The organism is Coprococcus sp. AF21-14LB (assembly GCF_003458885.1).
In the GTDB taxonomy this organism is placed as follows: Bacteria; Bacillota; Clostridia; order Lachnospirales; family Lachnospiraceae; genus UBA9414.
The window spans coordinates 49753-74760 of record NZ_QRVX01000002.1; the positions used below are offsets into that span (position 1 = coordinate 49753).

19 protein-coding genes, 1 other RNA gene and 1 riboswitch are annotated in these 25008 nt (G+C 42.5%); of the genes, 4 read left to right on the forward strand and 16 right to left on the reverse strand.

Features of this window, described 5'->3' with window-relative positions; all coding sequences use genetic code 11:
* Positions 1 to 12 precede the first annotated feature (12 nt).
* The 7 genes from DWX73_RS00905 to DWX73_RS00935 form a co-directional block, all read right to left on the reverse strand.
* The gene (locus DWX73_RS00905) at positions 13 to 1482 is read right to left on the reverse strand and encodes a sensor histidine kinase (protein ID WP_118346261.1); all 1470 of its coding nucleotides are present in this window, start codon (positions 1480 to 1482) and stop codon (positions 13 to 15) included.
* Positions 1483 to 1485: 3 nt separating this feature from the next.
* Positions 1486 to 2160, reverse strand: coding sequence for a response regulator transcription factor (locus DWX73_RS00910; RefSeq protein ID WP_118346262.1), 675 nt, complete (start codon positions 2158 to 2160; stop codon positions 1486 to 1488).
* A 489-nt stretch (positions 2161 to 2649) separates the two neighbouring features.
* Positions 2650 to 3002, reverse strand: a transfer-messenger RNA (tmRNA) gene (ssrA, locus tag DWX73_RS00915).
* 57 nt (positions 3003 to 3059) lie between these two features.
* Positions 3060 to 3530: an SsrA-binding protein SmpB gene (smpB, locus tag DWX73_RS00920; protein WP_118346263.1), complete on the reverse strand. Its 471-nt coding sequence runs from the start codon at positions 3528 to 3530 to the stop codon at positions 3060 to 3062.
* Positions 3493 to 5655, reverse strand: coding sequence for a ribonuclease R (gene rnr / locus DWX73_RS00925; RefSeq protein ID WP_118346264.1), 2163 nt, complete (start codon positions 5653 to 5655; stop codon positions 3493 to 3495). The genes smpB and rnr overlap by 38 nt, the downstream gene beginning before the upstream one ends.
* A gap of 137 nt (positions 5656 to 5792) precedes the next feature.
* The gene (secG, locus tag DWX73_RS00930) at positions 5793 to 6035 is read right to left on the reverse strand and encodes a preprotein translocase subunit SecG (RefSeq protein ID WP_118346265.1); all 243 of its coding nucleotides are present in this window, start codon (positions 6033 to 6035) and stop codon (positions 5793 to 5795) included.
* Between the two features lie 71 nt (positions 6036 to 6106).
* Entirely contained in the window at positions 6107 to 6955 is an 849-nt protein-coding gene (locus DWX73_RS00935; protein WP_118346266.1) for a YitT family protein, read from the reverse strand.
* Positions 6956 to 7181: 226 nt separating this feature from the next.
* On the opposite strand from DWX73_RS00935, the gene DWX73_RS00940 reads away from it, so the two are divergent.
* Both DWX73_RS00940 and eno read left to right on the forward strand, forming a co-directional pair.
* A complete protein-coding gene (locus DWX73_RS00940) occupies positions 7182 to 8546 on the forward strand; it encodes an MATE family efflux transporter (RefSeq protein ID WP_118346267.1) in 1365 nt (454 codons plus the stop codon).
* A gap of 87 nt (positions 8547 to 8633) precedes the next feature.
* Positions 8634 to 9941, forward strand: coding sequence for a phosphopyruvate hydratase (gene eno / locus DWX73_RS00945; RefSeq protein ID WP_118346268.1), 1308 nt, complete (start codon positions 8634 to 8636; stop codon positions 9939 to 9941).
* A gap of 79 nt (positions 9942 to 10020) precedes the next feature.
* On the opposite strand, the gene glmM is transcribed toward eno, so the two are convergent.
* The 8 genes from glmM to DWX73_RS00985 form a co-directional block, all read right to left on the reverse strand.
* Positions 10021 to 11367 carry a phosphoglucosamine mutase gene (glmM, locus tag DWX73_RS00950; protein ID WP_118346269.1) on the reverse strand — a complete coding sequence of 449 codons (1347 nt, stop codon included), beginning with the start codon at positions 11365 to 11367 and terminating at the stop codon, positions 10021 to 10023.
* Positions 11368 to 11483: 116 nt separating this feature from the next.
* Entirely contained in the window at positions 11484 to 12893 is a 1410-nt protein-coding gene (locus tag DWX73_RS00955; RefSeq protein WP_118346270.1) for an NAD(P)/FAD-dependent oxidoreductase, read from the reverse strand.
* A gap of 131 nt (positions 12894 to 13024) precedes the next feature.
* Positions 13025 to 13444: a hypothetical protein gene (locus DWX73_RS00960; RefSeq protein ID WP_147334764.1), complete on the reverse strand. Its 420-nt coding sequence runs from the start codon at positions 13442 to 13444 to the stop codon at positions 13025 to 13027.
* 193 nt (positions 13445 to 13637) lie between these two features.
* Complete coding sequence (locus DWX73_RS00965) at positions 13638 to 14816, reverse strand: phosphoribosylaminoimidazolecarboxamide formyltransferase (RefSeq protein WP_118346272.1); 1179 nt, start codon at positions 14814 to 14816, stop codon at positions 13638 to 13640.
* A 32-nt stretch (positions 14817 to 14848) separates the two neighbouring features.
* Positions 14849 to 15562 carry an IMP cyclohydrolase gene (locus DWX73_RS00970; protein WP_118346273.1) on the reverse strand — a complete coding sequence of 238 codons (714 nt, stop codon included), beginning with the start codon at positions 15560 to 15562 and terminating at the stop codon, positions 14849 to 14851.
* A 107-nt stretch (positions 15563 to 15669) separates the two neighbouring features.
* Positions 15670 to 15748, reverse strand: a riboswitch (ZMP/ZTP riboswitch).
* An 84-nt stretch (positions 15749 to 15832) separates the two neighbouring features.
* Positions 15833 to 18358: an FAD-dependent oxidoreductase gene (locus DWX73_RS00975; RefSeq protein WP_118346274.1), complete on the reverse strand. Its 2526-nt coding sequence runs from the start codon at positions 18356 to 18358 to the stop codon at positions 15833 to 15835.
* Positions 18359 to 18491: 133 nt separating this feature from the next.
* Entirely contained in the window at positions 18492 to 18683 is a 192-nt protein-coding gene (locus tag DWX73_RS00980; RefSeq protein WP_118346275.1) for a hypothetical protein, read from the reverse strand.
* 110 nt (positions 18684 to 18793) lie between these two features.
* Positions 18794 to 19432 (reverse strand): endonuclease III domain-containing protein, encoded by a 639-nt coding sequence (locus DWX73_RS00985; protein ID WP_118346276.1) that lies wholly within the window; start codon positions 19430 to 19432, stop codon positions 18794 to 18796.
* Positions 19433 to 19622: 190 nt separating this feature from the next.
* Between DWX73_RS00985 and DWX73_RS00990 the strand changes: the two genes are divergently transcribed.
* Together DWX73_RS00990 and carB are read left to right on the forward strand one after the other, a co-directional pair.
* Positions 19623 to 20423 (forward strand): M55 family metallopeptidase, encoded by an 801-nt coding sequence (locus DWX73_RS00990; RefSeq protein ID WP_118346277.1) that lies wholly within the window; start codon positions 19623 to 19625, stop codon positions 20421 to 20423.
* Between the two features lie 188 nt (positions 20424 to 20611).
* Positions 20612 to 23836 (forward strand): carbamoyl-phosphate synthase large subunit, encoded by a 3225-nt coding sequence (gene carB / locus DWX73_RS00995; protein WP_118346278.1) that lies wholly within the window; start codon positions 20612 to 20614, stop codon positions 23834 to 23836.
* A gap of 55 nt (positions 23837 to 23891) precedes the next feature.
* Here the strand turns inward: carB and DWX73_RS01000 are convergent, their stop codons facing one another.
* Positions 23892 to 24995, reverse strand: a complete 1104-nt coding sequence (locus tag DWX73_RS01000; protein WP_118346312.1) for an alkaline phosphatase family protein — start codon at positions 24993 to 24995, stop codon at positions 23892 to 23894.
* Between the last annotated feature and the right edge of the window lie 13 nt (positions 24996 to 25008).

Genomic DNA, 25008 nt, shown 5'->3' on the forward strand with positions numbered 1-25008 from the left:
TGCTGCATGGATTTATTTTACATCAAGTTCAAACCAGAATTCAACACCATTGTCATAGTTTCTCACACCATATGGCTGCTGCATGGATTCCATAATCGCCTTTACAATGGAAAGTCCGATTCCATTTCCGCCGTACTCTCTTGTCCTAGCTTTATCTACTTTATAGAACTTCTCCCAGATATGTTCCACATCCGCTTCCGGAATTGGTGTTCCTGTGTTAAACACACTGATTCTGACGCTTTCCTTTTGCTGTACCTTTACTTCAACTACATGTTCTCCATCCAGATGGTTCAGCGCATTGCTGACATAATTTCGTACAACCTGCTCTATCTGGAACTCATCTGCCCACACATATACCGGTCCCTGATGTACAAAGCTTATTTTGGCTTCCTTTTGCTCTGCCATAATCCGCATGCTTTCCAGTACGCCCTCGATCAGTTCAATAATATCAAATCTGGCAAACTGTACATCCTGGCTCCCAAACTCCAACTGATTCAACGTCAGAAGGTTCTTCACCATCCGGTTCATTTTTCCTGCTTCATCCATGATCACATCACAATAGAATTCTCGGCTTTCCGGATCATCGCTGATTCCTTCTTTCAATCCTTCCGCATACCCCTGAATAAGAGCGATTGGCGTCTTCAGTTCATGGGAAACATTTCCAAGAAATTCTGTACGCATCGTCTCAATCTTTTCTTTTTTCTCAATGTCCTTCTGCAATTCATAATTTGCCTTCTTCAGTTCGGAGATTGTCCGCTCCAGATTCTCAGACATTTTATTAAAATTATCTCCAAGTACGGCAATTTCATCCTCGCCGCCCCTTGTATATTTCACATCAAAATCCAGATCTGCCATCTTCCTGGAAAGCTGCGCCAGTTCCAGGATCGGCTCTGTAATCCTTCTGGAAAAATACCATATCACTACAAGGCAAAGCAGAATAATCCCTGTTCCCACATAAGTCAAAAACTTTCCTGTGATTAGAATGCTCTCCCGGATACTCTCAATCGGTGTCCGGAACAAATACGTATATCCATTGTCAAGATAGCCCCACATTTCAATATATTCTGACTCTGTTCCAACACCTTTCGCCTTATGGATCTCATAGTCTTCTCCTCTTTTCAGAATAACTGAATTCGGATTCTGATGCAAAATATTCATCATAAGCTGTGTCTGCATGACTTTCTTCCCAATTTCTGTTGTCTCTGTTGTCACAATACTGCTCCAGGCAGAGTTACAGACAAGAACAGAAATATTTCCCCGCTCAATCGTAGAACCGATTTCCGCTTCAATCGTTTCTGCAGTCATCTCATCATCCTTCACAACTCTGTTAAATCCCTCATATACACGAATAAGATCCTGCTCTTTATTTGTAATATAGTATCGCTCCAGAAAGGTTGTGTTCATAAATGCCAAAAGTAAAAGCGCAAGAGCGACAATTCCTACAAACAGAAGCATCATCTGATGATTAATTGATTTTTTCATGGATTACACCTCAAATTTATATCCCATGCCCCAGATTGTCTTAATATATTCTCCCTTATCTCCAAGTTTGCTCCGAAGCTTTTTCACATGGGTATCAATTGTCCGCGCGTCCCCAAAATAATCATAATTCCAGACATGATTCAGAATCTTCTCCCGGGAAAGCGCAATCCCCTGATTCTCTACAAAATACGATAACAATTCAAACTCTTTAAAGCTAAGGTCAATTTCCTTCTCTCCAATCTTTACCGTGTGCGCTGCTTTATCAATCAAAATACCGCCTGCATCTACCACTTCATCATTTGTCAGCGCATTTGTTCTTCTTAAAATTGCTGAAACTCTTGCCACAAGAATCTTTGGGCTGAATGGTTTGGAAATATACTCATCCACTCCAAGTTCAAAGCCTTGCAGTTCATCCCGCTCATCTGCTCTTGCCGTCAGCATAATGATTGGAAGCTTCGACTCCTGACGGATCTCACGGCAGACCTGCCAACCGTCCATCTTCGGCATCATCACATCGAGGATCATCAGCGCGATGTCCTTGTTCTCATAAAACACATCCATTGCTTCCATCCCGTCTCCTGCCTCAAGCACTTCATACCCTTCCCGTTCCAGGAAATCTTTTACAAGCTTTCTCATTCGGCTCTCATCATCGACTACCAAAATCTTTAATTTCTCCATTATCTTCACCTCTATCATTTCTTTCCACACCAAAATGCTAATTCATTCATAATTGGTATTATTTTACCATAGATTTATGTTAGATGTGTGAAAAAATCATTTCAAGCCTTCCTTATATTTTCTTCAGAATTTTATAAGGTTTTTTAGAAAAGCTTTACAATGCTGACATAAATTACTCATAAATTTCTATTATACTAACAGTATCAAATCAATGAAGACGGCAGTTGTATTGATTCCGTTCATACTGCTGCCGGACTTCGACTAACTCAGTCAACTGACTTTAAGTTTACATAGATTTTTCTTCATTCCTTTACAAAACCCCCGGAAGGCATATCTCAACGATAACCTTTCGGGGGATTTTGTATTCTAAAGAGTTATTACCATTTCCGGATATTTCAACAATACCAAAAAGGTGCTGTCAGTTGAGAGGTCACCTCAACCAACAGCACCTTTTTCTTGCCCAAAATCCCGGATATCCCGGAATCTTATCAATGGACCTGAGGGGAATCGAACCCCTGTCCGAAAGCTCTTCCATTGCAGCTTCTTCCAATCACAGTCGCTATACTTTCATTCCCTCCATAAACCGCCCAGCGACAGGCTGTTCACTTCAGTAGCTTCATAAAATCTTCTGCCGCCGCAAAGCTTTGGCAACAGAGTGCCCCACCTGGATGAAGCCGGTTACTTAAGCGGTGAGTGACTTAAGGCCGACTGCTGCCGCAATTAGGCAGCGTACGCTAAATTATCTTCTGCGTTTAATTTTAAAGTTTGCGGATGACAACGCAGTTCCGCACTGCGGATGGCTACTCCAACTTCTAAACCCCCGTCGAAACCAGTACAAGCCCTGGTACGCAGAGTACATATATAGTATATCCGATTCCAATTAAAATAACAAGTAAATTTTAACCAAAATTGCGTACTTTGAATTCTCGTTCTGCTTCTCGCTTTTGGTCCTTCTTCGCAATATCATCCCGCTTATCATAAAGCTTCTTACCACGGGCAAGACCGATCTCCACTTTTACAAGGCTTCCCTTTAAATATACTTTCAGCGGAATCACGGCAATTCCTTTCTCCTTCATCTTACCAAGCATTTTCAGAATCTCATTTTTATGAAGGAGCAGTTTTCTCGTCCGCAGCGGATCTTTGTTGAAAATATTTCCCTTCTCATAAGGACTAATGTGCATACCGTAAATAAACATTTCCCCATTCTCAATCCGAATAAAAGCTTCTTTAATGCTGCACTGCCCCATGCGAAGTGATTTCACTTCCGTACCGTGGAGCGCGATTCCTGCTTCATATGTGTCTAAAATAAAATAATCGTGATACGCTTTTTTATTATTTGCGATCAGCTTCGTCCCCTGTCCTTTTGCCATGCCGTTCCTCCACTATTTTAAAATCAATTGTTCTTGCAAGATCATCCGTTCCAAGTACCTGAACCTTCACAGTCTCTCCAAGGCGATATGCCTTTTTCAGATGCTCTCCAACCATCTCGTAGGTATCTTCCCGGTAATCGTAATGATCATCTGTCATATTGACTACATGCACAAGACCTTCCACTGTATTGTCAAGTTCCACATACAGTCCCCATTTTGTGACACCTGAAATAACACCTTCAAATACTTCTCCAACGTGCTGTTTCATATATTCAACTTTTTTCAGCTTTACAGTCTCTCGCTCTGCCTCATCAGCTCTTCGCTCAAGCTCGCTGCACTTTTGTGTCACTTCTGGCAGAATACTCTCATAATGCTCCTGTCTTTTTGTATCCATCCGTCCCCGCAGCGTTTCTTTGATAATCCGATGGATCTGAAGATCCGGATATCTTCTGATCGGAGATGTAAAATGACAGTAATAGGACGCTGCCAATCCGAAATGCCCTGTATTTTCCGGCGTATATTTTGCCCGCTTCATTGAACGAAGCGCCAGCCGGCTAATCAAGTCTTCCTCTGGTGTTCCCTCTGCTTTTGCAAGCAGTTTCTGAATTTCTTTTGGGTGAACCTCTTTATTAGAAATATGCAGAGAGTGTCCGAAATTATTAACAAATGTAGCAAATTTCTTAATCTTATCTTCATCCGGCACATCGTGGGTACGATAAACAAAAGGAATTTCCTGCCAGAAGAAATCTTCTGCCACCGTCTCATTGGCAATCAGCATAAAGTCTTCGATAATCTTTGTCGCCACATTTCTGTCATAAGGCCGCAATTCCAACGGAACTCCATTTTCATCTAAAATCATTTTCGTTTCCGGAAAATCAAAATCAATGGAACCTCTCTTCTTTCGCTTTGCTCTCAGAATCGAAGCCAGATCACGCATCCTTTCAAACATCGGGATCAGCTCCTGATAACGCTCACATTCTGCCTCATCCTGCTCTTCCAGTATCTTCTTAACACTTGTGTAAGACATACGTTCATCTACCCGTATCACTGTCTCCGTGATCTTATGATCCGTTACATTTCCTTTCCGGTCAATCCACATAATACAGCTCAGAGCCAGTCGGTCTTCTCCTGCATTGAGAGAGCAGATTCCATTGGACAGTATGTGCGGCAGCATCGGAATCACCCGGTCTGCCAGATACACGCTTGTTCCGCGTTTCAGCGCTTCCCAGTCAAGCGCACTGTTCTCCTGCACATAATTTGTCACATCTGCAATGTGAACACCAAGACGATATCTTTCTCCATCTTCTTCGATCGAAATTGCATCGTCTAGATCTTTGGCGTCCTCACCATCGATTGTAACCATTTGCCACTGCCGAAGATCCATCCTGCCCGCCATATCCTGCGTGCTGACAGGAGATGAAACACGCTCTGCCTGGTTCAGCACCTTTTCCGGAAATTCTGTTGGCAGATCGTAGGTTCTGATAATCGACATAATATCCACTCCCGGATCATTGACATGTCCCAAAATCTCCACGATCTTTCCTTCCGGTTTCTTATCTTTTGAACCGTAAGATGTAATCTCTGCCACGACCTTATGCCCTGTCACCGCGCCCTTAGACCGCTCCAGCGGAATAAAAATGTCTTTTTGGAACTTCTGATTATCCGGAAGTACAAAACCAAAGTTCTTGCTGCGTTGGAAATATCCTACAACTTTCGTCACACCACGCTCCAGTATCTTCACGATCTTTCCTTCTTTTCGCTTTCCATCCGGTTTTTTTATAATGACAACTTCCACACGGTCTCCGTCAAAAGCGCCTCCAAGATCATCTTCTCCGATGAAAATATCTTCTTCCTCATTTTCAATCGTCACAAATCCAAATCCTCTCGCATTGGCCTGAAAGTACCCGATCAGCTTATTTGCCTCTCCTTTCATATACTTTCCAGTCTGCGTCACATGGATCTTCCCTTCAGCTTCCAAGCTTTCCAGCACCTCTTTCAGATCTCCCCTTGCCTCTTTCGGAACTTGCAGGAGCATGGCAATCTCCTTAAACTTCATCGGTACATAAAACTCATCACAAATAAAATCATAAATCAGTTTTTTACGTTTTTCAAATGTATTTCGCATACTTCACTTCCTTTCTCCGTCTGCTTTTGCATCTCACTTTTGAAATGATACTGCAAAAGAATTCTAATACAATATACAAAGAAACACCCTATTTCTAAAAATAGAGTGTTCCATCATCAATCTGTTTCCATTCTCAATTATGCAAATACTTTTAAGTTCAATACTGCTGCAAGAACTAAAAATAAAATTGCCAAAAACTTTGTAGACTTTACAAGGGCTCCTTCCATAGAACGTCCCTTATTCTGTCCCCAGTATGTATCTGCTCCTCCGGCAATTGTCCCAAGGCCTGCTGACTTGCCTTCCTGCAGTAACACGATGATTGTCAATGCGATACAGTCTATTACAAATAAAATAGTTAATACAATTTTTAAAATTTCCATATTCTATACACCTCCTACGGTAAAACCACTAATATATGATACCATAGTTTTTCTCCACTGGCAAGACTTAATTACACACTGTGGAATCCTTTTCCAATAATCTGACTCGTATTGGAAATGAGAATAAATGCATGCGGCTCCTGAATCTTAATATAGTTTCTAAGTTTCACTGCTTCCATACGATTCATAACAGTAAATATAATGTATTTATTGCTTCCGGAAAATGCTCCCTTTGCCTCACAGACTGTCGCACTTCGATTAATCTCATGCGTAATATAATCACAGATTGGCTGCGGATTGTCACAGACAACAGTAAAATACTTGTGAAGATTTAAACTCTCAATAAAGCTGTCTACCATAAACGAACGGATAGACAGACCAAGCAGCGAATACAATCCCGTCTTCACATCAAATACGAAAAAGGCTGCCAGCGTTACAACTACATCCGAAATCATAAGCGCCTGACCAATATCTACACTGGTATACTTCTTTAAGATCATGGCAACAATATCTGTTCCGCCACTTGTCGCACCTACATTAAATAAAAGCGCACTAGCCAAAGCCGGCACCGCTACTGCAAACAGTAATTCCAACATTGGCTGATCTGTCAGCGGTGCATCCATCGGAATGTAACGTTCCAGCGCATCCAATGCAAATGACAGCAGCACACTGCAGTACGTTGTCATAATTCCAAGCTCTTTGCCAAGAAAAATAAATCCGAGTAACAATAGCACCATATTGGCAATAAATGTAAAGTTAGATGCACTCATTACTCCTGTTTTTGCAACCACTACCGAAAGACCTGTAATTCCTCCAAACGTAAAATTATTCGGAAATTTGAAAAAATAAACCCCCACAGCCATCAGCAGCGTTCCAAACGTCAAAATCCAAAAAATCTTGACTTTTCTTCGAAGTTCCATGTTTACTCTTCTCCTGTAACTATATAGATTTTTCAACAGATTTTCCATCTGCAAATTCCTTTAAATTGTACTCCTTATATACTTATAAGTCAATGAATTACAGACATGTATAATTGTATGCAATCTTATCTTTTTTCTTCAAAATACTTCTAATCTTCTTGTAAATATATTTGAAACGAAGTAAAATATAGCATAGTGTTTACAAAAAGGAAGAGAGGATATACTCATGAAAAAAGTTGATTTATTAAACGGACCGATAACTGCTTCTCTCGCCCGGCTTGCATTTCCGATTATGGGCACCTCCTTTATACAAATGGCGTACAATCTAACTGATATGGTCTGGATTGGAGGCATCGGAAGCGGCGCAGTTGCCGCAGTTGGAGCTGCCGGTATGTTTACATGGCTTTTTAATGGCACAATCACGGTTCCAAAGATTGGCGGACAGATTAAAGTAGCTCATGCTCTTGGAGCTGGAGAAACAGAACATGCAGTTCAATATGCCAAAGGAGATCTGCAGATCGGCATTTTCTTTAGTATTTTATTTGGAATCATCAGTGTCTTATTTGCCGAACCACTCATCAGTTTTTACAAACTAAATGACCCTGCGGTAATTGCAGATGCAAAGGCCTATCTTATGATAACAGGCGGACTTGTTATCTTTAATTTTCTAAATCAGATCTTTACCGGACTGATGACTGCTCTTGGAAGCAGTATTGTTACCTTTCGCTCCACAACAGTCGGGCTGGTAATCAATATCATACTTGATCCCCTGCTGATCTACGGAGTCGGACCTCTCCCTAAACTTGGAGTTGCCGGAGCTGCAATTGCAACTGTCTTCGCACAGATTATTGTATTTCTTATGTATATAAGAGCGCTCTCCTCAGAGTCTTTGCTCTTCTCAAATATGCATCTGCTCAAACCGGCATCTATGTCCCATATCATAGAGATGGTAAAGCTCGGTCTTCCTGTAGGTCTTCAGAGTATGCTCTTTTCTATGATTTCCATGACCATCGCCCGTATCGTGGCAGACTATGGAGCAGCCGCCGTAGCTGTACAAAAAGTTGGAGCACAGATTGAAAGTATTGCCTGGATGACTGCCGAAGGATTCGGCTCTGCGGTCAATTCCTTTATTGCCCAAAATCACGGCGCCGGTAAAAAAGAACGTATCCGCAAGGGCTATTTTACTGCTATGACGATCATGCTTCTCTGGGGAACATTCACAAGCGTTGTACTTTTTGTCTTTCCGGAACAGCTTATGCAAATCTTCATTCATGAAGCAGATGTTGTGCCGATTGGAGTAGACTATCTGAAAATACTTGCTGTTTCCGAAGTATTTGCATGCCTGGAAATGACTGCTGCAGGAGCTTTCCAAGGACTTGGAAAATCTATCTTCTCCTCGCTCATCATTATTATTTTTACTGCGCTTCGAATTCCTATGGCATTAGCGCTTTCCGCTACTGCTCTTGGATTAAATGGTGTCTGGTGGAGTATTTCAATTTCCAGCATTATCCGCGGACTTCTTCTTCCTGCTGCATTTGGCTATGTTCTTCATCACTATATGAAATCTGCAGCAAACAATAAATTCATTTAAAACTTTAACTGGATTTTTGTGACAGCTCTTCGCTGCAATAAAATTGAATCACATGGTACATACTAATTCCGAAAAGGAGGAATCAGTATGTACCATTTTTTACCGATAAAAGATATTTTTGCCCGGGAAATTCTTGACTCCCGCGGCAATCCTACGATTGAAGTAGATGTACTTGCCGGAAATGATATTCTCGGACGCGCAGCCGTTCCATCCGGCGCTTCTACAGGACAATTTGAAGCAGTTGAACTGCGGGACGGTGAAAATCGTTACCGTGGTCTTGGTGTACTCCGTGCCGTCGATCACGTCAATTGCGATATTGCAGATGCCCTGGTTGGCATGAATGTTTTCGATCAGAGACAGATTGACGCGCTTCTTCTTCGCCGAGACGGAACTGACAACAAAAGTAATCTTGGTGCCAATGCCATGCTCGGTGTCTCTCTTGCCTGTGCAAGAGCTGCCGCCCAGGCAATAAAACTTCCGCTTTATCGTTATCTTGGCGGAATCAATGCCCATCGGCTTCCTGTTCCAATGATGAACATTTTAAACGGCGGACGTCACGCAGATAATAATATTGATTTTCAGGAATTTATGATCATGCCGACAAAAGCCTGTTCGTTTCATGAATCTCTTCGCATCGGCTCTGAAATTTACCATACGCTGCGAAATCTCTTAAAAGAACAAAATCTTTCTACTGCTGTTGGCGACGAGGGCGGATTTGCTCCGGAACTCTCCAATGCAAAAGCCGTGCTCTCTGTCATAACGGAAGCAATTCGGCGTGCCGGCTATCAACCAAAAGAAGACATCGTAATTGCACTTGATGCAGCGGCCAGTGAACTCTATGACACTTCCTTTCACAAATATATATTTGAAGGAGAAGGACGTGCAAACAATACTAAGATACTCCGTTCTTCTGAAGAAATGATTGAATATTATGAAGAACTTATAAATGAATTTCCTATTGCTTCTATTGAAGATCCTCTGGATGAAGAAGACTGGGATGGATGGGAACTGCTCACGACACGGCTTGGAAATGATGTGCAGCTTGTCGGTGACGATCTCTTTGTTACCAACCGCAAACGGCTGGAACTCGGAATCGGCCGCGGCGCAGCCAACGCAGTTCTAATTAAAGTCAATCAAATCGGAACACTGACAGAGGCAGTTGATGCCATTGAAACCGCCCGTTCCCACGGCTACAAAGCAGTTATTTCTCACCGCTCCGGTGAAACAGAAGATACGTTCATTTCCGATCTTTCCGTCGCATTTAATACCGGACAGATTACCGGCGCTCCATGCCGTTCTGAACGCACTGCAAAATATAATCGCCTTCTTCGCATTGAAGAAGAACTTGACTCTGCCGCAGTATATGATGACCCATTTTTCTGGAAATATGAATAGATAAAATCCGGCAGCTGACAATAAGCAGCTGCCGGACACTCTAAAACATCTTCCCATTCTATAAAGAGTTATCTGTAATTTATTCTGTTACAAGACCTTCTTCTTTCATAACATCAATAACCTGGTGTACATATTTTTCACACAGTTCATCAGTCCCTGCCTCAACCATAACACGCAGCAATGGTTCTGTTCCGCTCTCTCTTACAAGAATACGTCCTTCCTGTCCAAGTGCTTCTTCCACATCCTCAATTGCTTTTACAACAGCCGGATGCGTCTTTGCTGCCGTCTTATCGGACACACGCACATTTTTCAACAGCTGCGGATAAATCTTTACCTCTTCTGTCAGCTTTCCAAGACTCTGTTTCTTCTCAAGAACTGCCTCCATGATCATCAGTGAAGTAAGGATTCCGTCTCCTGTTGTTGCATGTTTGCTGAAAATGATATGTCCGGACTGCTCTCCACCGAGTGAGTAGTTATTCTGAGACATATTCTCATACACATATTTGTCTCCTACCTTTGTCTTCTCATAATCAATTCCTGCCTTATCAAATGCTTTATACAGACCGAGGTTGGACATGACTGTTGTTACTACCGTATCGTGGTTCAGCCTTCCCTGCTCTTTCAGATATTTACCGCATACATAGAGAATCAGATCGCCATCCACAACATTTCCATTCTCATCCACCGCAATACAGCGATCTGCGTCTCCGTCAAATGCAAATCCGATATCCAGGTTTTTTTCTTTCACAAATGCCTGAAGCTGTTCAATATGGGTAGATCCGCAATTCGTATTGATATTGATCCCGTCCGGTTCATTACTGATGACATAAGTTTTCGCTCCCAGAGCATCATAAACACTCTTTGCAATGGCTGATGCACTTCCATTTGCACAATCAAGTCCAACACGTTTTCCCTTAAACGATCTTGTCGCCAAAGAAATCAGCTGCCCGATATAGCGATTACGGCCTGCGGAATAATCTACCGTTCTTCCGATCTCTCCCCGCACAGCAAGCGGAAGTTCTTCTGTCTCCCCATCTAAATAGGCTTCAATTTTCTTTTCAATCTCTGCTTCAATCTTCTGTCCCTGACCATTGATCAGCTTAATTCCATTATCATAATATGGGTTATGGCTTGCAGAAATCATGATACCGCAGTCAAAGTCTTCTGTTCGTGTTACATAAGATACGCTCGGTGTTGTCGTTACATGAAGAAGATATGCATCCGCTCCGGAAGCTGTCAGTCCTGATGCCAATGCATATTCAAACATGTAACTGCTTCTTCGTGTATCTTTTCCTATTACGATCTGTGCCTTATGATCCTGTCCGAAATACCATCCAAGATACCGTCCAATCTTAAATGCATGCTCCACTGTCAGTACTTTGTTGGCTTCCCCGCGAAATCCGTCTGTTCCAAAATATTTCCCCATAATGCTGTCCTCCAGTATGTTCTATTTGAATTATTGTCCGTTTTTTTTGCACAATTATCTTTTTCTATTATATGCTTTTTGACGCAAAAATCAACCTCAAAAAACAATTTTGGTAATTATTTGTCCAAAATCTGCATCACCGCTCTTGCCACTGCAATCCCATTTGCCGACGCCTGCATCAGTCCGCGCGTTACCGATGCCCCGTCTCCGATTGCCCGAAGCCCCGGAAGACTCGTCTGAAAACGATCATCCACAAGTACCTTATTCGAATAGAACTTTACTTCCACCCCATAGAGAAGTGTCTCGTCACTTGCAATTCCCGGCGTTACTTTATCAAGTGCACGAAGCATTTCATCAATGGCCACCATGATCCGATGCGGAAATACAAGAGACAAGTCACCCGGAACTGCATCTTTGAGCGTCGGAACAATATTGTTTCGTAAAAGTCGTTCCTCCGTCGTTCTTCTTCCACGCTTAAAATCTCCATAGCGTTGGAGAAGAATCTTCCCTCCGGACAGCATATTTCCAAGCTGTGCAATGTGCTTTCCATATTCGATCGGTGAACGGAACGGTTTCGTAAAATTCTTTGAAACAAGCAGGGCAAAATTCGTATTATTCGTCTTAAGGTCGCTGGACTTATACGCATGTCCATTGACAACAGCCAAATGGTCATCATAATACTCTGTCGCCACTTCGCCCGATGGATTCGTACAAAATACTCTTACCTTATCATCAAATGTCGGCGTATAATATACAAGTTTTGCCTCGTAAAGCTTCTCGTTGAGTTCTTTCATAATCTCGTCGCGCACTTCTACACGCACCCCTACATCAACAGTTCCATTCTCAGTCTCAATCCCGAGCTTCCTGCATGTGTTGGAAAACCATTCTGATCCTTCTCGCCCGACACCTGCCACGATTTCCGGTGCATAAAAACTATCTCCATGATCTGTTCGTACACCAATGACACGCCCCTTTTCTGTCAAAAGTTCCTCCACCATTGTCAGAAAGCGAATCTCAACTCCTTTTTCTTCCAAATGATGCTGGAGTTTTGTATAAATCTTGTATCCTTCCTCTGTTCCAAGATGACGGATCGGACACTCGATCAGCTTCAAATTCGCCTGGATCGCCTTTGTCCGCAGCCGTTCGATCGCCGCTGCATCATCAATGCCATATATCTTTTTATCTGCTCCAAATTTCAGATAGATTTTATCTGCCTCCCTCAGAAGCTCCTCCGTGTACTCATAACCGAGAATCTCCGGTAAGTTTCCTCCAACATCCGGAGAAAGCGATAATTTCCCATCTGAAAATGCTCCTGCCCCTGCAAATCCTGTTGTAATGGAACAGGGATTACATCCCACACATACCTTTGTTTTTCGCTTCGGACAGTTTCTCTTTTCAATTGACCGTCCTTTTTCAATCATCAGAATACGAAGGTTCGGTTTCTTCTCCATAAGTTCATAAGCGCAAAAAATTCCGGATGGACCTGCCCCTATTATAATTACGTCATAGTTCTGTTTTTCTGTCATAGGTCATACCCCCTCTTCCATAACTTCAATGCATATTACTCTTTTCATTATATCACTTCACACATGAAAAAGTTTCTCTTCTTTTGTAAAATCTTCTTTAAAAGATTATCCTGTACAATAATTCTTATGCATTATATTTTGTATTTTCCCGGAAACTTCAGCTCCTCTGCCAGCTTATTTGTCTCTACAATAAAAATCGGATTCGTAAGTTCATAATCACTGACCTTGACACGAAACCACTGATCCGGTTTCGTAAAAATCCCTGTCACTTCATATTTTATCACTGTTACAAGAAGCCCGTACGCCGCAATCATTCGGTAACGGTTTGTCTGCTGCCCTGTCCTCCAGCTGCGAAATTCCTGCTGCAATACTTCCGCCGCCGCAATGGCTCGTCGAGAAGCATAGCCGCTTACAAGGTTCATCAATTTATCAAAATCGTCTTCCAAAAGGCTCCCCTCCTGAGAAGTCAAAAGCCGGTCCAGAAAATTCAAAAGCGCCTGCGGAAGCGGCATCAGAAACTGTGTATATGATTCTTTTTTCTGTCTGTTCACTATCATTTCCCCCTTCTTTCACTACACAAGTCCATACGCTTCTCATTGTATCATTGCTCCTTCTTTTCCTTCCACCTTCACTGTTCGCTTTCTTTCGACAGGATTTTGCAGCATTCCTTAGTTCTCTCCACACAAAAAGCCCCGGATCAGCAGTATATGAAACTTCACTACTGCCTCTCCGGGGCCATTCTTTTTAATGATGGAATAAACGAATTCCTGTAAATGCCATTGCCATCTGATATTTATTACATGTCTCAATTACATTGTCATCACGGACAGATCCGCCCGGCTGTGCAATGTACTTCACGCCGCTCTTATGCGCCCGCTCAATATTATCGCCAAACGGGAAGAACGCGTCTGAGCCAAGTGCAACGTCCTGCATCTTATCAAGCCATGTACGCTTCTCTTCTCTTGTAAATACTTCCGGTTTTACTTTAAAAATATTTTCCCATGCACCATCAGCCAGTACATCCATATAATCTTCACCGATGTAAAGATCAATTGCGTTATCACGGTCTGCACGTCCAATCTTGTCTACAAACTGAAGACCTAACACCTGTGGGCTCTGACGAAGCCACCAGTTATCTGCTTTTGTTCCTGCAAGGCGTGTACAATGAATACGGGACTGCTGTCCGGCGCCAATACCGATTGCCTGTCCGTCTTTTGCATAGCATACAGAGTTTGACTGTGTATATTTTAATGTAATCATAGCGATCGCAAGATCGATCTTTGCCTGCTCTGTTAATTCTTTATTTTCTGTAACAACATTTGCGAATAATTCTTCATCAATTTTCAGTTCATTTCTTCCCTGTTCAAATGTAATACCGAACACATCTTTATGTTCGATCGGAGCCGGTACATAGTCCGGATCAATCTGGATAATATTGTAATTGCCTTTCTTCTTTGCTTTTAAGATTTCAAGCGCCTCCGGCTCATATCCCGGCGCAATCACGCCGTCAGAAACTTCACGCTTAATAATCTTTGCTGTAGAAACATCACACACATCAGAAAGTGAAATAAAATCTCCGAAAGAAGACATTCTGTCAGCGCCTCTTGCTCTCGCATAAGCACATGCAAGCGGAGAAAGTTCTCCAAGATCATCTACCCAGTAAATTTTAGCTAATGTCTCACTCAGCGGCAGACCAACTGCTGCTCCCGCCGGTGATACATGCTTGAAAGAAGTTGCAGCCGGAAGTCCTGTTGCTTTCTTCAATTCTTTCACAAGCTGCCAGCCATTAAATGCATCCATAAAGTTAATATATCCCGGTCTTCCGTTTAATACCTGAATCGGAAGTTCACGTCCGTCAGACATAAAAATCTTTGACGGCTTCTGATTTGGGTTACATCCATATTTTAATTCTAATTCTTTCATGATTTCAGACTCCTTTGTGATTCTCTATTGAGCTATTTATTTTTATTTACGATTCTTGTCTCGTAAGTTCCTGTTTCAATATCAATATAGCGCACAAATAAAGACACCTTATTATCTTCATTGAGGCTGTTCCATAATGTCTCTGTAAATCCATCGATTTCATCCGGAACTGCGATCAGCTTCGGTTCTCCCTCAAAGCTTGGAAGCGAATTTCCGTCACATTTGTATGTGTGGATAAAATGTCCCTCTCCTGCCTTCGGATTCTCATAAGCAAATGTATAGCGGTTACATCCATCCGGACATCCGTTATTGCTCTTTAAAATTGACATTGCATAGTTATATTTTCCATTCTCAATATGCATAATCCCTGAAATACGAGGTGTATAGTTCGGAGCATCCGGTTCAAATTCTCTTGTACGCAAAGACTGTTCAAATGTAAGCTGTTTGTCCATTCCTTCATAAATCGTATCCGTCTGATCTCCATTCGTCACGATTGTCTTATTGCCAAGTACTCTGACCGGTGCATAAATGATCAGACTTGGATCTGTCAGTTTTGATTCATCAAATGCCTGTGTGCGGATTCCTGCACCTTCTTCTACAAAAACACGATTTCTGCTGTTTTCACTTCTTCCCATAATAAAATATGCTGTCACTGCCTTCTTGCCGTCAGCACTTTTACCAATGATGATTCCTCTTCCCGGATAGGAATTTCCCTGTAATTCTTTTTCAATTGAAAGCATTTCCATGAGTGTTTCTCCTTTGACATCTCTTTTCTCATACATTAACAGTAACAAATCGTCTGAATTCCCCGACCGTCTCTCCTACAAAATAAAAAACGCCTGGGACGCAAACTATTTGCAGCCCAGACGGTCGGCATCTTTCCCTTATACTTCCTGTGGTCAATTCCACTTCCGTCAGTCATATAAGTAAGTTTAGTGTAGCATCGGACGGGAAAAATGTCAACCTGCCTGAACACAAATTTCTTTTTTAATCAGATTTCATCAAGATTTGATTTTTTATAAAACTTCTTTATAAGAAGCTCTTTTCTCCAACGCCTCTGTGAGTTCTGCCATGCGGCTCACATCTCCAATCAGAATGACACCGCAAAGACGATTATTCAAGAAATACAGCTTCTGATAATGTTTCTTGCCCATATCCTTAAATTCTACTGTCTTATAGATCAGGTTCGGATTCTTTCCGTTATCTCCTGCTGCAAATAGCGCTGTCTTCATGCCGTGGAAGCTAAGTCCGGAAGATACTTCCTGATAAACCAGTTCATCTCCTGCCGCATTGGCGCCTGCGATTCTTCCCTGTTCACTTGCCTCCGGCCAGATTGCATAATTGATTCCTTCAAATTCTGCACAGTCTCCACACGCATAAATGTCTGCAGCGCTTGTCTCCATCCGCTCATTTACTACAACAGCTTTTTCTGTCTTCACGCCTGATTTCTCCAGCACAGCTGCATTGGCTCTTACACCTGCAGAAACGATCACAAGTTCTGCCGGGAACTCTCTTCCATCAGCAAGAAGTACAGAAGATACCTGATCCTCTCCTGTAAATTCCACCACCTGTACACCTGTGTGAATATCTATTCCCTGCTCTTTCGCAATCTTTTTCAGAAGTTCTGCTGCCGGTTCATCCAGCTGCCTTCCCATAAGCATCGGAGCTGCTTCCAATACCGTTACGTCACATTTGGATTTCTTCAATTCCCAGGCAGCCTCAAGTCCCAGCACACCGCCACCGATCACAACGACATGCTTTACAGACGGAAGCATTGTTTCAATCTCTTTTACATCTTTCAGACCGCGAATGGCAACAACGCCTTTCTTCCCGGCTCCATTGATTGGCGGAACAAAGCATCTTGCGCCTGCTGCATAGATTAACTTTGTATAAAGGAACTGACTTCCATCCTCCAGGATTACGGTATGTGTCTCCGGCTGAATTTCTGTCACTTCTTTGCCAAGTACAAGCTGAATATGATTTTCTTCGTACCAGGATGCATCCTGCACTGCAATCTGCTCTTCATCCAACTCTGCCATAATGGATTTTGTCAGCATCGGACGATGATAAGTACGGTACGGTTCTTCTGAAACCATCACGATATCACCTGTCTTGTCCCGTTCCCGGATTGCCGCAGCCGCCTGTAATCCCGCAATTCCATTTCCGAGAATCACATAGCAGTTTTTCGTATCATTGCGGAATGTGTTTTCTTCCACCTCTACTGAAACAAAATTCTCCTTGCCAACACCGCATACCGGGCATACTTCAATAGAAGAATCAAAAATTTCTCCGCAGACAAGGCATTTTACAAGTGTCCTTGCACCTGATTTCTTTCTTGGATTTTCTTTTTTCTGAAGCAGGCATCCGAAATTATATCCATAATCAAAGGCATCCATAAGGTTCTCTTCACCTGGTTTAAATTTCACCCGGAACCCTTCTGTCACATTCATTCGAAGCTGTTTCAAACGTTCCACGATATGAGGAACTCCTTCTCCGCTCCAACCGTAGCTTCCAAACGCGCTCGCCAGTTTACCGCCATGAGTTCCTGCAAAGATAGATGTTGTCAGATCCCAGATTGGTTTCAGCGCCTCTCCGACAATCGTCGGTGTACCAAATAAAATACCGTCTGCAAATCCAAGCTCTTCCAACACTTTCGCCTGGTCTGCCTCTACCATATCATAACTTCTTACATCAATCTCTCCACTGGCTTTGATTCCCTCTGCAATTTTCTCTGCCAGCATTTTTGTATAACCATATGCACTTACATACGGGATAATAACTGTTTTCTTCGGATTCGGATTTACAACTGTACACCATTCCTCATAAATATCAAGCAGCTCCGGAATATGACTGTCAAGTACCGGTCCATGTCCGGTGCAGATCATAGTTACGTCTAATTCGCGCACCCGTGCAAGCGCTTTTAACATAAATGGTTTAAATGGTCCGATGATGCAGTCAAAGTAATATTTTGTTGCGCGCATATACCCTTCTTCGTCTGTCACTTTACTTCTCAGCACATCATGGAAGCCGTAGTGAGAACCAAAGGAATCACAAGTAACAAGAATCTGCTCTTCTTCTATATAAGTATACATTGTGTCCGGCCAGTGAAGATTCGGTACACACAGAAACTTCAATGTCTTGTCCCCAATCTTTAATTCCTGGTTGTCTTTGACAATAATGGATGTAAATTCTCCATTCACAATTTCTTTTAAGAAATTAATCGCACATCCGGTTCCGATGATTTTCAATCCCGGATTGATTTCCAAAAGACGCTCTACACTTCCGGCATGATCCGGTTCTGTATGATTGACAACAATATAATCAATCTGATCGATCTCTGTAATCTCTTTTAATTTCTCCAGATATTCATCAAAGAATTTTGCTTTTGCCGTCTCAAATAAAATTGTTTTATCACCGGCTTTTAATACATATGAATTGTAAGAAGTACCAAATTCCGTATACATAATAATATCAAATACTCGCAGTGTATCGTCTACAATTCCTGTCCAGTAAAAATTTTTTCTTAATTCTAAGCTTCTCATGCGATTCCTCCTATTCGCTGCATCTTATAATGTTGTTTATTATGAGTAGTGTAACCACTCTTGTCAATATAAACTCTTTCTTTTTATGTATTTCACAAGTGCAATCTCCTCTGCATATCAGAGCTTTGTTTTATTAAACAATTCCCTGAACTGCCGCACGCCCGCTCTCAATGACCGGTGACATGCGAAACCGCAGCGTTTTATACTTTTGCACATAAACATTCTGGATCCATATTTTTGTTCCGCCGTCCTGTAATACAGTAAATTCTTCTATCTTTAGTCTTTTGACTGAACTTTCTCCGGCAACTCTTGCCGTCATCTCCACACGCGAAGCTCCTCACCAGTGGCATACCTCTTCTTTCACGATCAGATAATTCTTGCCACTTTTCTTCATATACGCCCGCAGGTCTTTGTCTATTTCTATTCTCATAGAATCTACTGCACTCCATTCTTCTCACAGATATCTTTCAGACAACATTTATCGCAATAAGGTTTCGTCCGCGCTGTACAGACTGCCCTTCCATGATATACAAGCCGATGACAAAAATCACTTCCTTCTTCCGGCGGAACAATCTTCCAAAGCGCCATCTCTACTTTCTTTGGCTCTTTTATCTGATCCACCAGTCCAATGCGGTTTACAAGTCTTATACAGTGTGTATCTGTTACAATGGCCGGCTTGTGGAACACATCTCCCATAATCAGATTGGCGCTCTTTCTTCCCACACCCGGAAGCTTCATCAGATCATCAAACTGATCCGGGATCTTTCCCCCGAAATCATCTCGCAGCATCCTCATGCATGCGCTGATATCCCGTGCCTTACTCTTTCCAAGTCCACACGGTTTCACAATTGCTTCAATCTCTTCCGGCGATGCATCAGCCAGCGCCTCAATGGATGGATATTTGGCAAACAGCTTTTCTACAATAATATTTACCCGTTCGTCTGTGCACTGGGCAGCAAGCCTTACACTGACAAGCAGCTTCCATGCCTCATCATAATCAAGCGTACAGTCTGCATCCGGATATTCTTCTGCCAAACGCCGGATCACTTCTAATGTTTTCTCCTGTAATGTCATATATTTTCTCCTGTTGTTTCCTTAATATAAATAGAATCTTCAAATACACGATCCTATACATTGATGGTATACTGTTTTTCTTTGAAAAGCAAGCCTGTTCTTCTATCAAATTCATTCATTTTTCCCGCCACAGTTTGTATGCTTCATGGTATAATAGGAATAAATGAACTGAAAGGAGTTTTACTCAATTATGAAAGTATTTATCAGTGCTGATATCGAAGGAACCGCATTTACTATGAACTGGCCGGCTACCAATATCGGCGGCCATGATTACGAAAGAAGCCGCCAGGAAATGACCGAAGAAGTTCTTGCCGCAGCAGAAGGCGCCCACGCTGCCGGAGCTGACCTTGTAGTCATCAAAGACGCCCACGCTTCTGCTACCAATATTTATGCAGAACAGATGCCGGAGTATGTACAGCTGATCCGCGGCTGGAGCCGGGAACCACGAAAGATGATCGAAGGACTGGACGAGACTTTTGACGCAGCATTTTTTATAGGTTACCACAGCGCTGCCGGACTGGACGGCAATGTACTGAGCCACACAATTAACGGCTCCGTCATTCACTCTATCCGCGTAAACGGCACACCTGCTTCAGAATTTATGATCTATAGTATGCTTGCTTCCTACTATGGCGTTCCAAGTGTACTCCTGACCGGTGATAAAGCGCTTTGTGAATTTGGCAAAGAATTTTGCCCGGATCTGACAACGGTTGCTGTCAAGGAAGATGTTGGGGGCCGCTCCCAGTCACTAAGTCCAGCCCTTGTGAAGCGCCGCATCCGCGAAGCAGCCACTCAGGCGCTTCAAGGAAATCTGAAACAATGTCTGATCGATCTCCCGGAATATTTTGAGGTTGAAGTCACCTACAAAGACCACAATATTGCCTATTCCAGAAGTTTCTATCCGGGCGCTTCTCTGATCAACCCGACTACCGTAGGTTTTGCATCAGATGACTGGTATGAAGTGAACCGTTTTCTTCTGTTTGTAATCTAGCGGCCCTAAACGCATTTTGGCTAAAAAGATACTTTTTGCTCTTTTAACTGTATTTTTTTAGTCAAAATGCACAAATATGAATTTTACTCTTTCCTTTTTGGCTTTTTTCGCTATAATGTATGATAGCGAGAAAAAAGTCAACTTACAGAAACTTGATTTTTTTATGAAAATATAAGGAGGATTCACGTATGTCACAGAGAAAAGACATTCACAAAGTACTTATCATTGGCTCCGGTCCAATCATTATCGGACAGGCCTGCGAATTTGATTATTCCGGAACACAGGCATGTAAAGCCCTTCGTAAACTGGGGTATGAAATCGTATTAGTAAACTCCAACCCTGCAACTATTATGACAGACCCTGAAACAGCAGACGTTACTTATATTGAACCATTAAATGTAGAGCGTCTCGAACAGATTATTGCTAAAGAACGTCCGGATGCCCTGCTCCCGAATCTTGGAGGACAGTCTGGGCTTAATCTTTGTTCAGAACTTGCTGCAGCAGGTGTTTTAGATAAATATAATGTACAGGTAATCGGTGTTCAGGTAGACGCTATTGAGCGTGGAGAAGACCGTATCGAATTTAAGAAAGCAATGGACAAGCTTGGTGTAGAAATGGCACGAAGCGAAGTTGCCTATTCCGTAGAAGAGGCTTTAAAGATTGCTGATGAACTTGGTTATCCTGTTGTTCTTCGTCCTGCATATACAATGGGCGGCGCCGGCGGCGGACTTGTATATAATAAGGAAGAGTTAAAAACAGTTTGTGCCCGCGGTCTTCAGGCCAGCCTTGTCGGACAGGTTCTTGTAGAGGAATCCATTCTCGGATGGGAAGAACTTGAACTTGAAGTTGTTCGTGACAAAGACAATAATATCATTACTGTCTGCTTTATCGAAAACATCGACCCTCTTGGTGTTCACACAGGGGATTCTTTTTGTTCTGCACCAATGCTTACTATTTCAGAAGAGGTTCAGAAACGTCTTCAGGAAAAATCTTATAAAATCGTTGAGTCTGTTCAGGTCATTGGCGGTACAAATGTTCAGTGGGCACATGATCCAAAGACAGACCGTGATATCGTAATCGAAATCAACCCTCGTACATCCCGTTCTTCTGCTCTTGCATCAAAAGCAACCGGATTCCCAATCGCACTTGTATCCGCTATGCTTGCAACAGGTCTGACTTTAAAAGACATTCCTTGCGGAAAATACGGCACACTTGATAAATATGTTCCGGACGGAGACTATGTTGTAATCAAGTTCGCACGTTGGGCATTTGAAAAATTCAAAGGTGTTGAAGACAAACTTGGTACTCAGATGAGAGCCGTTGGTGAAGTTATGAGTATCGGTAAAACATATAAAGAAGCATTCCAGAAAGCAATCCGCAGTCTTGAAACAGGTCGCTACGGTCTTGGAAATGCAAAAGATCTCCGTCAAAAGACAAAAGAACAGCTTCTGAAAATGCTCATCACTCCATCAAGTGAGCGTCACTTCATTATGTATGAGGCGCTTCGCAAAGGTGCAACTGTAGAAGAACTTCACGAAATCACAAAAGTAAAAGCTTACTTCATTGAGCAGATGAAAGAGCTTGTAGAAGAAGAAACTGCATTAGAAGCACACAAAGGCAGCCTGCCGTCTGACGAAATGCTCGTTGCTGCCAAGAAAGACGGTTTCTCGGACAAATATTTAAGCCAGGTATTGGAGATTCCGGAAGAAGAAATCCGCAATCACCGTATTGAAATCGGCGTAGAAGAAGCATGGGAAGGCGTACATGTAAGCGGTACAGAAGACAGCGCATACTACTACTCTACTTACAATGCAGAAGATAAGAATCCTGTCAAGACAGGTAAACCAAAAATCATGATTCTTGGCGGCGGACCAAACCGTATCGGACAGGGTATCGAATTTGACTACTGCTGCGTACACGCTTCTATGGCGCTCAAGAAACTCGGTTTTGAAACAATTATCGTAAACTGCAACCCGGAAACCGTTTCCACAGATTACGATACTTCTGATAAATTGTATTTCGAGCCACTGACATTGGAAGATGTATTAAGTATTTACAAGAAAGAAAAACCTCTCGGTGTAATCGCTCAGTTCGGTGGACAGACACCATTAAACCTTGCTGCAGAGCTTGAGAAAAATGGCGTAAAGATTCTTGGAACTTCTCCATCTGTCATTGACCTTGCTGAAGACCGTGATCTCTTCCGTGAAATGATGGAAAAACTGGAAATCCCGATGCCGGAGTCAGGAATGGCTACTACAGTAGAAGAAGCCCTTGAAATCGCTTCTAAGATTGGATATCCGGTTATGGTTCGTCCTTCCTACGTTCTTGGCGGACGCGGAATGGAAGTCGTATACGATGATGACGCTATGGTAAACTACATGAAAGCTGCTGTTGGCGTGACACCGGATCGTCCAATCCTGATTGACCGTTTCTTAAATCACGCATTAGAATGTGAAGCAGATGCCATCAGCGATGGAACACACGCATTTGTTCCGGCTGTCATGGAGCACATTGAGCTTGCCGGTGTACATTCCGGAGACTCTGCATGTATCATTCCATCTGCACATATCTCTGAAGAAAATGTAAAAACAATTAAAGAATATACAAAGAAAATTGCTGAAGAGATGCATGTCAAAGGACTTATGAACATGCAGTACGCAATTGAGAACGGAAAGGTATATGTACTTGAAGCAAATCCTCGTGCGTCCCGTACAGTACCGCTTGTTTCCAAAGTATGCAACATCCGCATGGTTCCGATCGCAACAGATATCATTACTTCTGAACTGACAGGCCGTCCATCACCGGTACCGGCTCTGAAAGAACAGGTGATTCCATACTACGGTGTGAAAGAAGCGGTCTTCCCATTCAACATGTTCCAGGAAGTAGACCCGGTACTTGGACCGGAAATGCGCTCTACCGGTGAAGTATTAGGATTATCTCCTTCTTACGGTGAAGCATTCTTCAAAGCACAGGAAGCAACACAGTCCAAGCTGCCGCTTGGCGGAACTGTTCTGATTTCTGTAAACCGCAAAGATAAAGCAGAAGTTGTGGAAGTTGCAAAGAAATTTGCAGATAACGGCTTCAAGATCGTAGCAACAGAAGGTACTTGCGAACTGATCCGTTCTGCCGGAATCGAAGCAGAACGAGTTCTGAAGTTAACAGAAGGACGTCCGAACATCCTTGACTTAATTACAAATAACAAAATTCAGCTGATCATCAACTCTCCTGTCGGAAAAGACAGCGTCAACGATGACAGTTACCTGAGAAAAGCTGCAATCAAAGCAAAAGTTCCTTACATGACAACAATCGCTGCCGCAAAAGCAACTGCAAGCGGAATCCATCACGTACTGAAACACGGCGATGAAGATGTCAAATCTCTTCAGGAACTGCACAGCGAAATTCATGACAAATAAATCGCTTTAAAAAGAGAACCACAGCCAGGCAAGAAACTGCCCTGCTGTGGTTCATTTATTTTCTGTCAATGACAATAAGCGGAACATACATTTCATCTTCTGATAATCCTGCATGGACTCCAATAAAGAAATCTTTTTCCTCCGAAGAATTAAAAATTGTCACATCATCAATCCCTACTGCCAGATAATCTCCAATTGTGTCTGCAAATCGTTCATGCATCACATCCGGACCGAATAATCTGCTTTTGATCACTTCTTCTTTTGTATACAAATAAAACTTTTCTCCAAAGCACTTTCGGAATTCTGCTTCAAATTGCTCCTCCATTCCTTCTTTCACATAGCACGCCAGCGACCGAGGCTCAATAGAAGGCATCCGCTCAAGACACTCCATAATAGCAGGATATTCTGTCAGAGATTCATTCCTTGTATCTAAAAGTCCATGATCTGCTGTCACAAAAATTAATGTGTCTTTCAACTCTTCTGAAAGTTTCTCCAACTCCCGGTTGATAAGAGTCACCCAGGCTTTCGCCGACTCAGAACCACAGCCGCACTCATGCATCGTATGATCCGGCTCCGGCCAGTAGGCATAGATATAATTTTGTTCCTCTTTACTGCATAAGTCACGCACTCCCTGAAGCAATTCGTCAAATGTATCTATAGGATAATCTCCAAAAGGCGATACGGTATATGCTTTTGCCGGAGAGGCTTTTCTGATCTTATCTCCTACTTTCTCGTATGACTGATATTTTCTTGAAACAAACTCTTCTGACGCAACTGTCCCATCTTCTTTCCGATTCGTAAAAACTGCTACATTATCTCCTACCTCCGGAAAATACAGCGTCCATCCAAGCCAATTATGCTCTGCCGGAGCAATTCCGCTGTCAAATGTAGTTGTTGCAGCCACCGTTGTCGGTGGAAATACAGAAGTGATCCTATTTCTCATATGCTGCCGCAAAAAACTGTCTTTTTCCAAATGCTGTTCCAAAATACTGCTTCCCATACCATCCATAACCATCAATACGATATGGCGATAGGAACCTTTCAAAAACTCCTCTGCCTCGGAAAGGGGTTTATAGTGATACTCCGCTCCATAATACTTTAAAATCGAATTCATCAAATTCAAAATACTATGTTCATAATCCGGTACTACAATTTTCATATTTCCGCTCTCC

Bases quoted from the DNA above. Each gene is read 5' to 3' on its own strand.
- DWX73_RS00905 (WP_118346261.1), bottom strand. From the start codon at position 1,482: ATGAAAAAATCAATTAATCATCAGATGATGCTTCTGTTTGTAGGAATT.
- DWX73_RS00940 (WP_118346267.1), top strand. From the start codon at position 7,182: ATGAAAAAAGTTGATTTATTAAACGGACCGATAACTGCTTCTCTCGCC.
- DWX73_RS00910 (WP_118346262.1), bottom strand. From the start codon at position 2,160: ATGGAGAAATTAAAGATTTTGGTAGTCGATGATGAGAGCCGAATGAGA.
- DWX73_RS00990 (WP_118346277.1), top strand. From the start codon at position 19,623: ATGAAAGTATTTATCAGTGCTGATATCGAAGGAACCGCATTTACTATG.
- carB (WP_118346278.1), top strand. From the start codon at position 20,612: ATGTCACAGAGAAAAGACATTCACAAAGTACTTATCATTGGCTCCGGT.
- DWX73_RS00935 (WP_118346266.1), bottom strand. From the start codon at position 6,955: ATGGAACTTCGAAGAAAAGTCAAGATTTTTTGGATTTTGACGTTTGGA.
- glmM (WP_118346269.1), bottom strand. From the start codon at position 11,367: ATGGGGAAATATTTTGGAACAGACGGATTTCGCGGGGAAGCCAACAAA.
- DWX73_RS01000 (WP_118346312.1), bottom strand. From the start codon at position 24,995: ATGAAAATTGTAGTACCGGATTATGAACATAGTATTTTGAATTTGATG.
- eno (WP_118346268.1), top strand. From the start codon at position 8,634: ATGTACCATTTTTTACCGATAAAAGATATTTTTGCCCGGGAAATTCTT.
- smpB (WP_118346263.1), bottom strand. From the start codon at position 3,530: ATGGCAAAAGGACAGGGGACGAAGCTGATCGCAAATAATAAAAAAGCG.
- DWX73_RS00985 (WP_118346276.1), bottom strand. From the start codon at position 19,432: ATGACATTACAGGAGAAAACATTAGAAGTGATCCGGCGTTTGGCAGAA.
- DWX73_RS00975 (WP_118346274.1), bottom strand. From the start codon at position 18,358: ATGAGAAGCTTAGAATTAAGAAAAAATTTTTACTGGACAGGAATTGTA.
- DWX73_RS00965 (WP_118346272.1), bottom strand. From the start codon at position 14,816: ATGAAAGAATTAGAATTAAAATATGGATGTAACCCAAATCAGAAGCCG.
- DWX73_RS00955 (WP_118346270.1), bottom strand. From the start codon at position 12,893: ATGACAGAAAAACAGAACTATGACGTAATTATAATAGGGGCAGGTCCA.
- rnr (WP_118346264.1), bottom strand. From the start codon at position 5,655: ATGCGAAATACATTTGAAAAACGTAAAAAACTGATTTATGATTTTATT.
- DWX73_RS00970 (WP_118346273.1), bottom strand. From the start codon at position 15,562: ATGGAAATGCTTTCAATTGAAAAAGAATTACAGGGAAATTCCTATCCG.
- secG (WP_118346265.1), bottom strand. From the start codon at position 6,035: ATGGAAATTTTAAAAATTGTATTAACTATTTTATTTGTAATAGACTGT.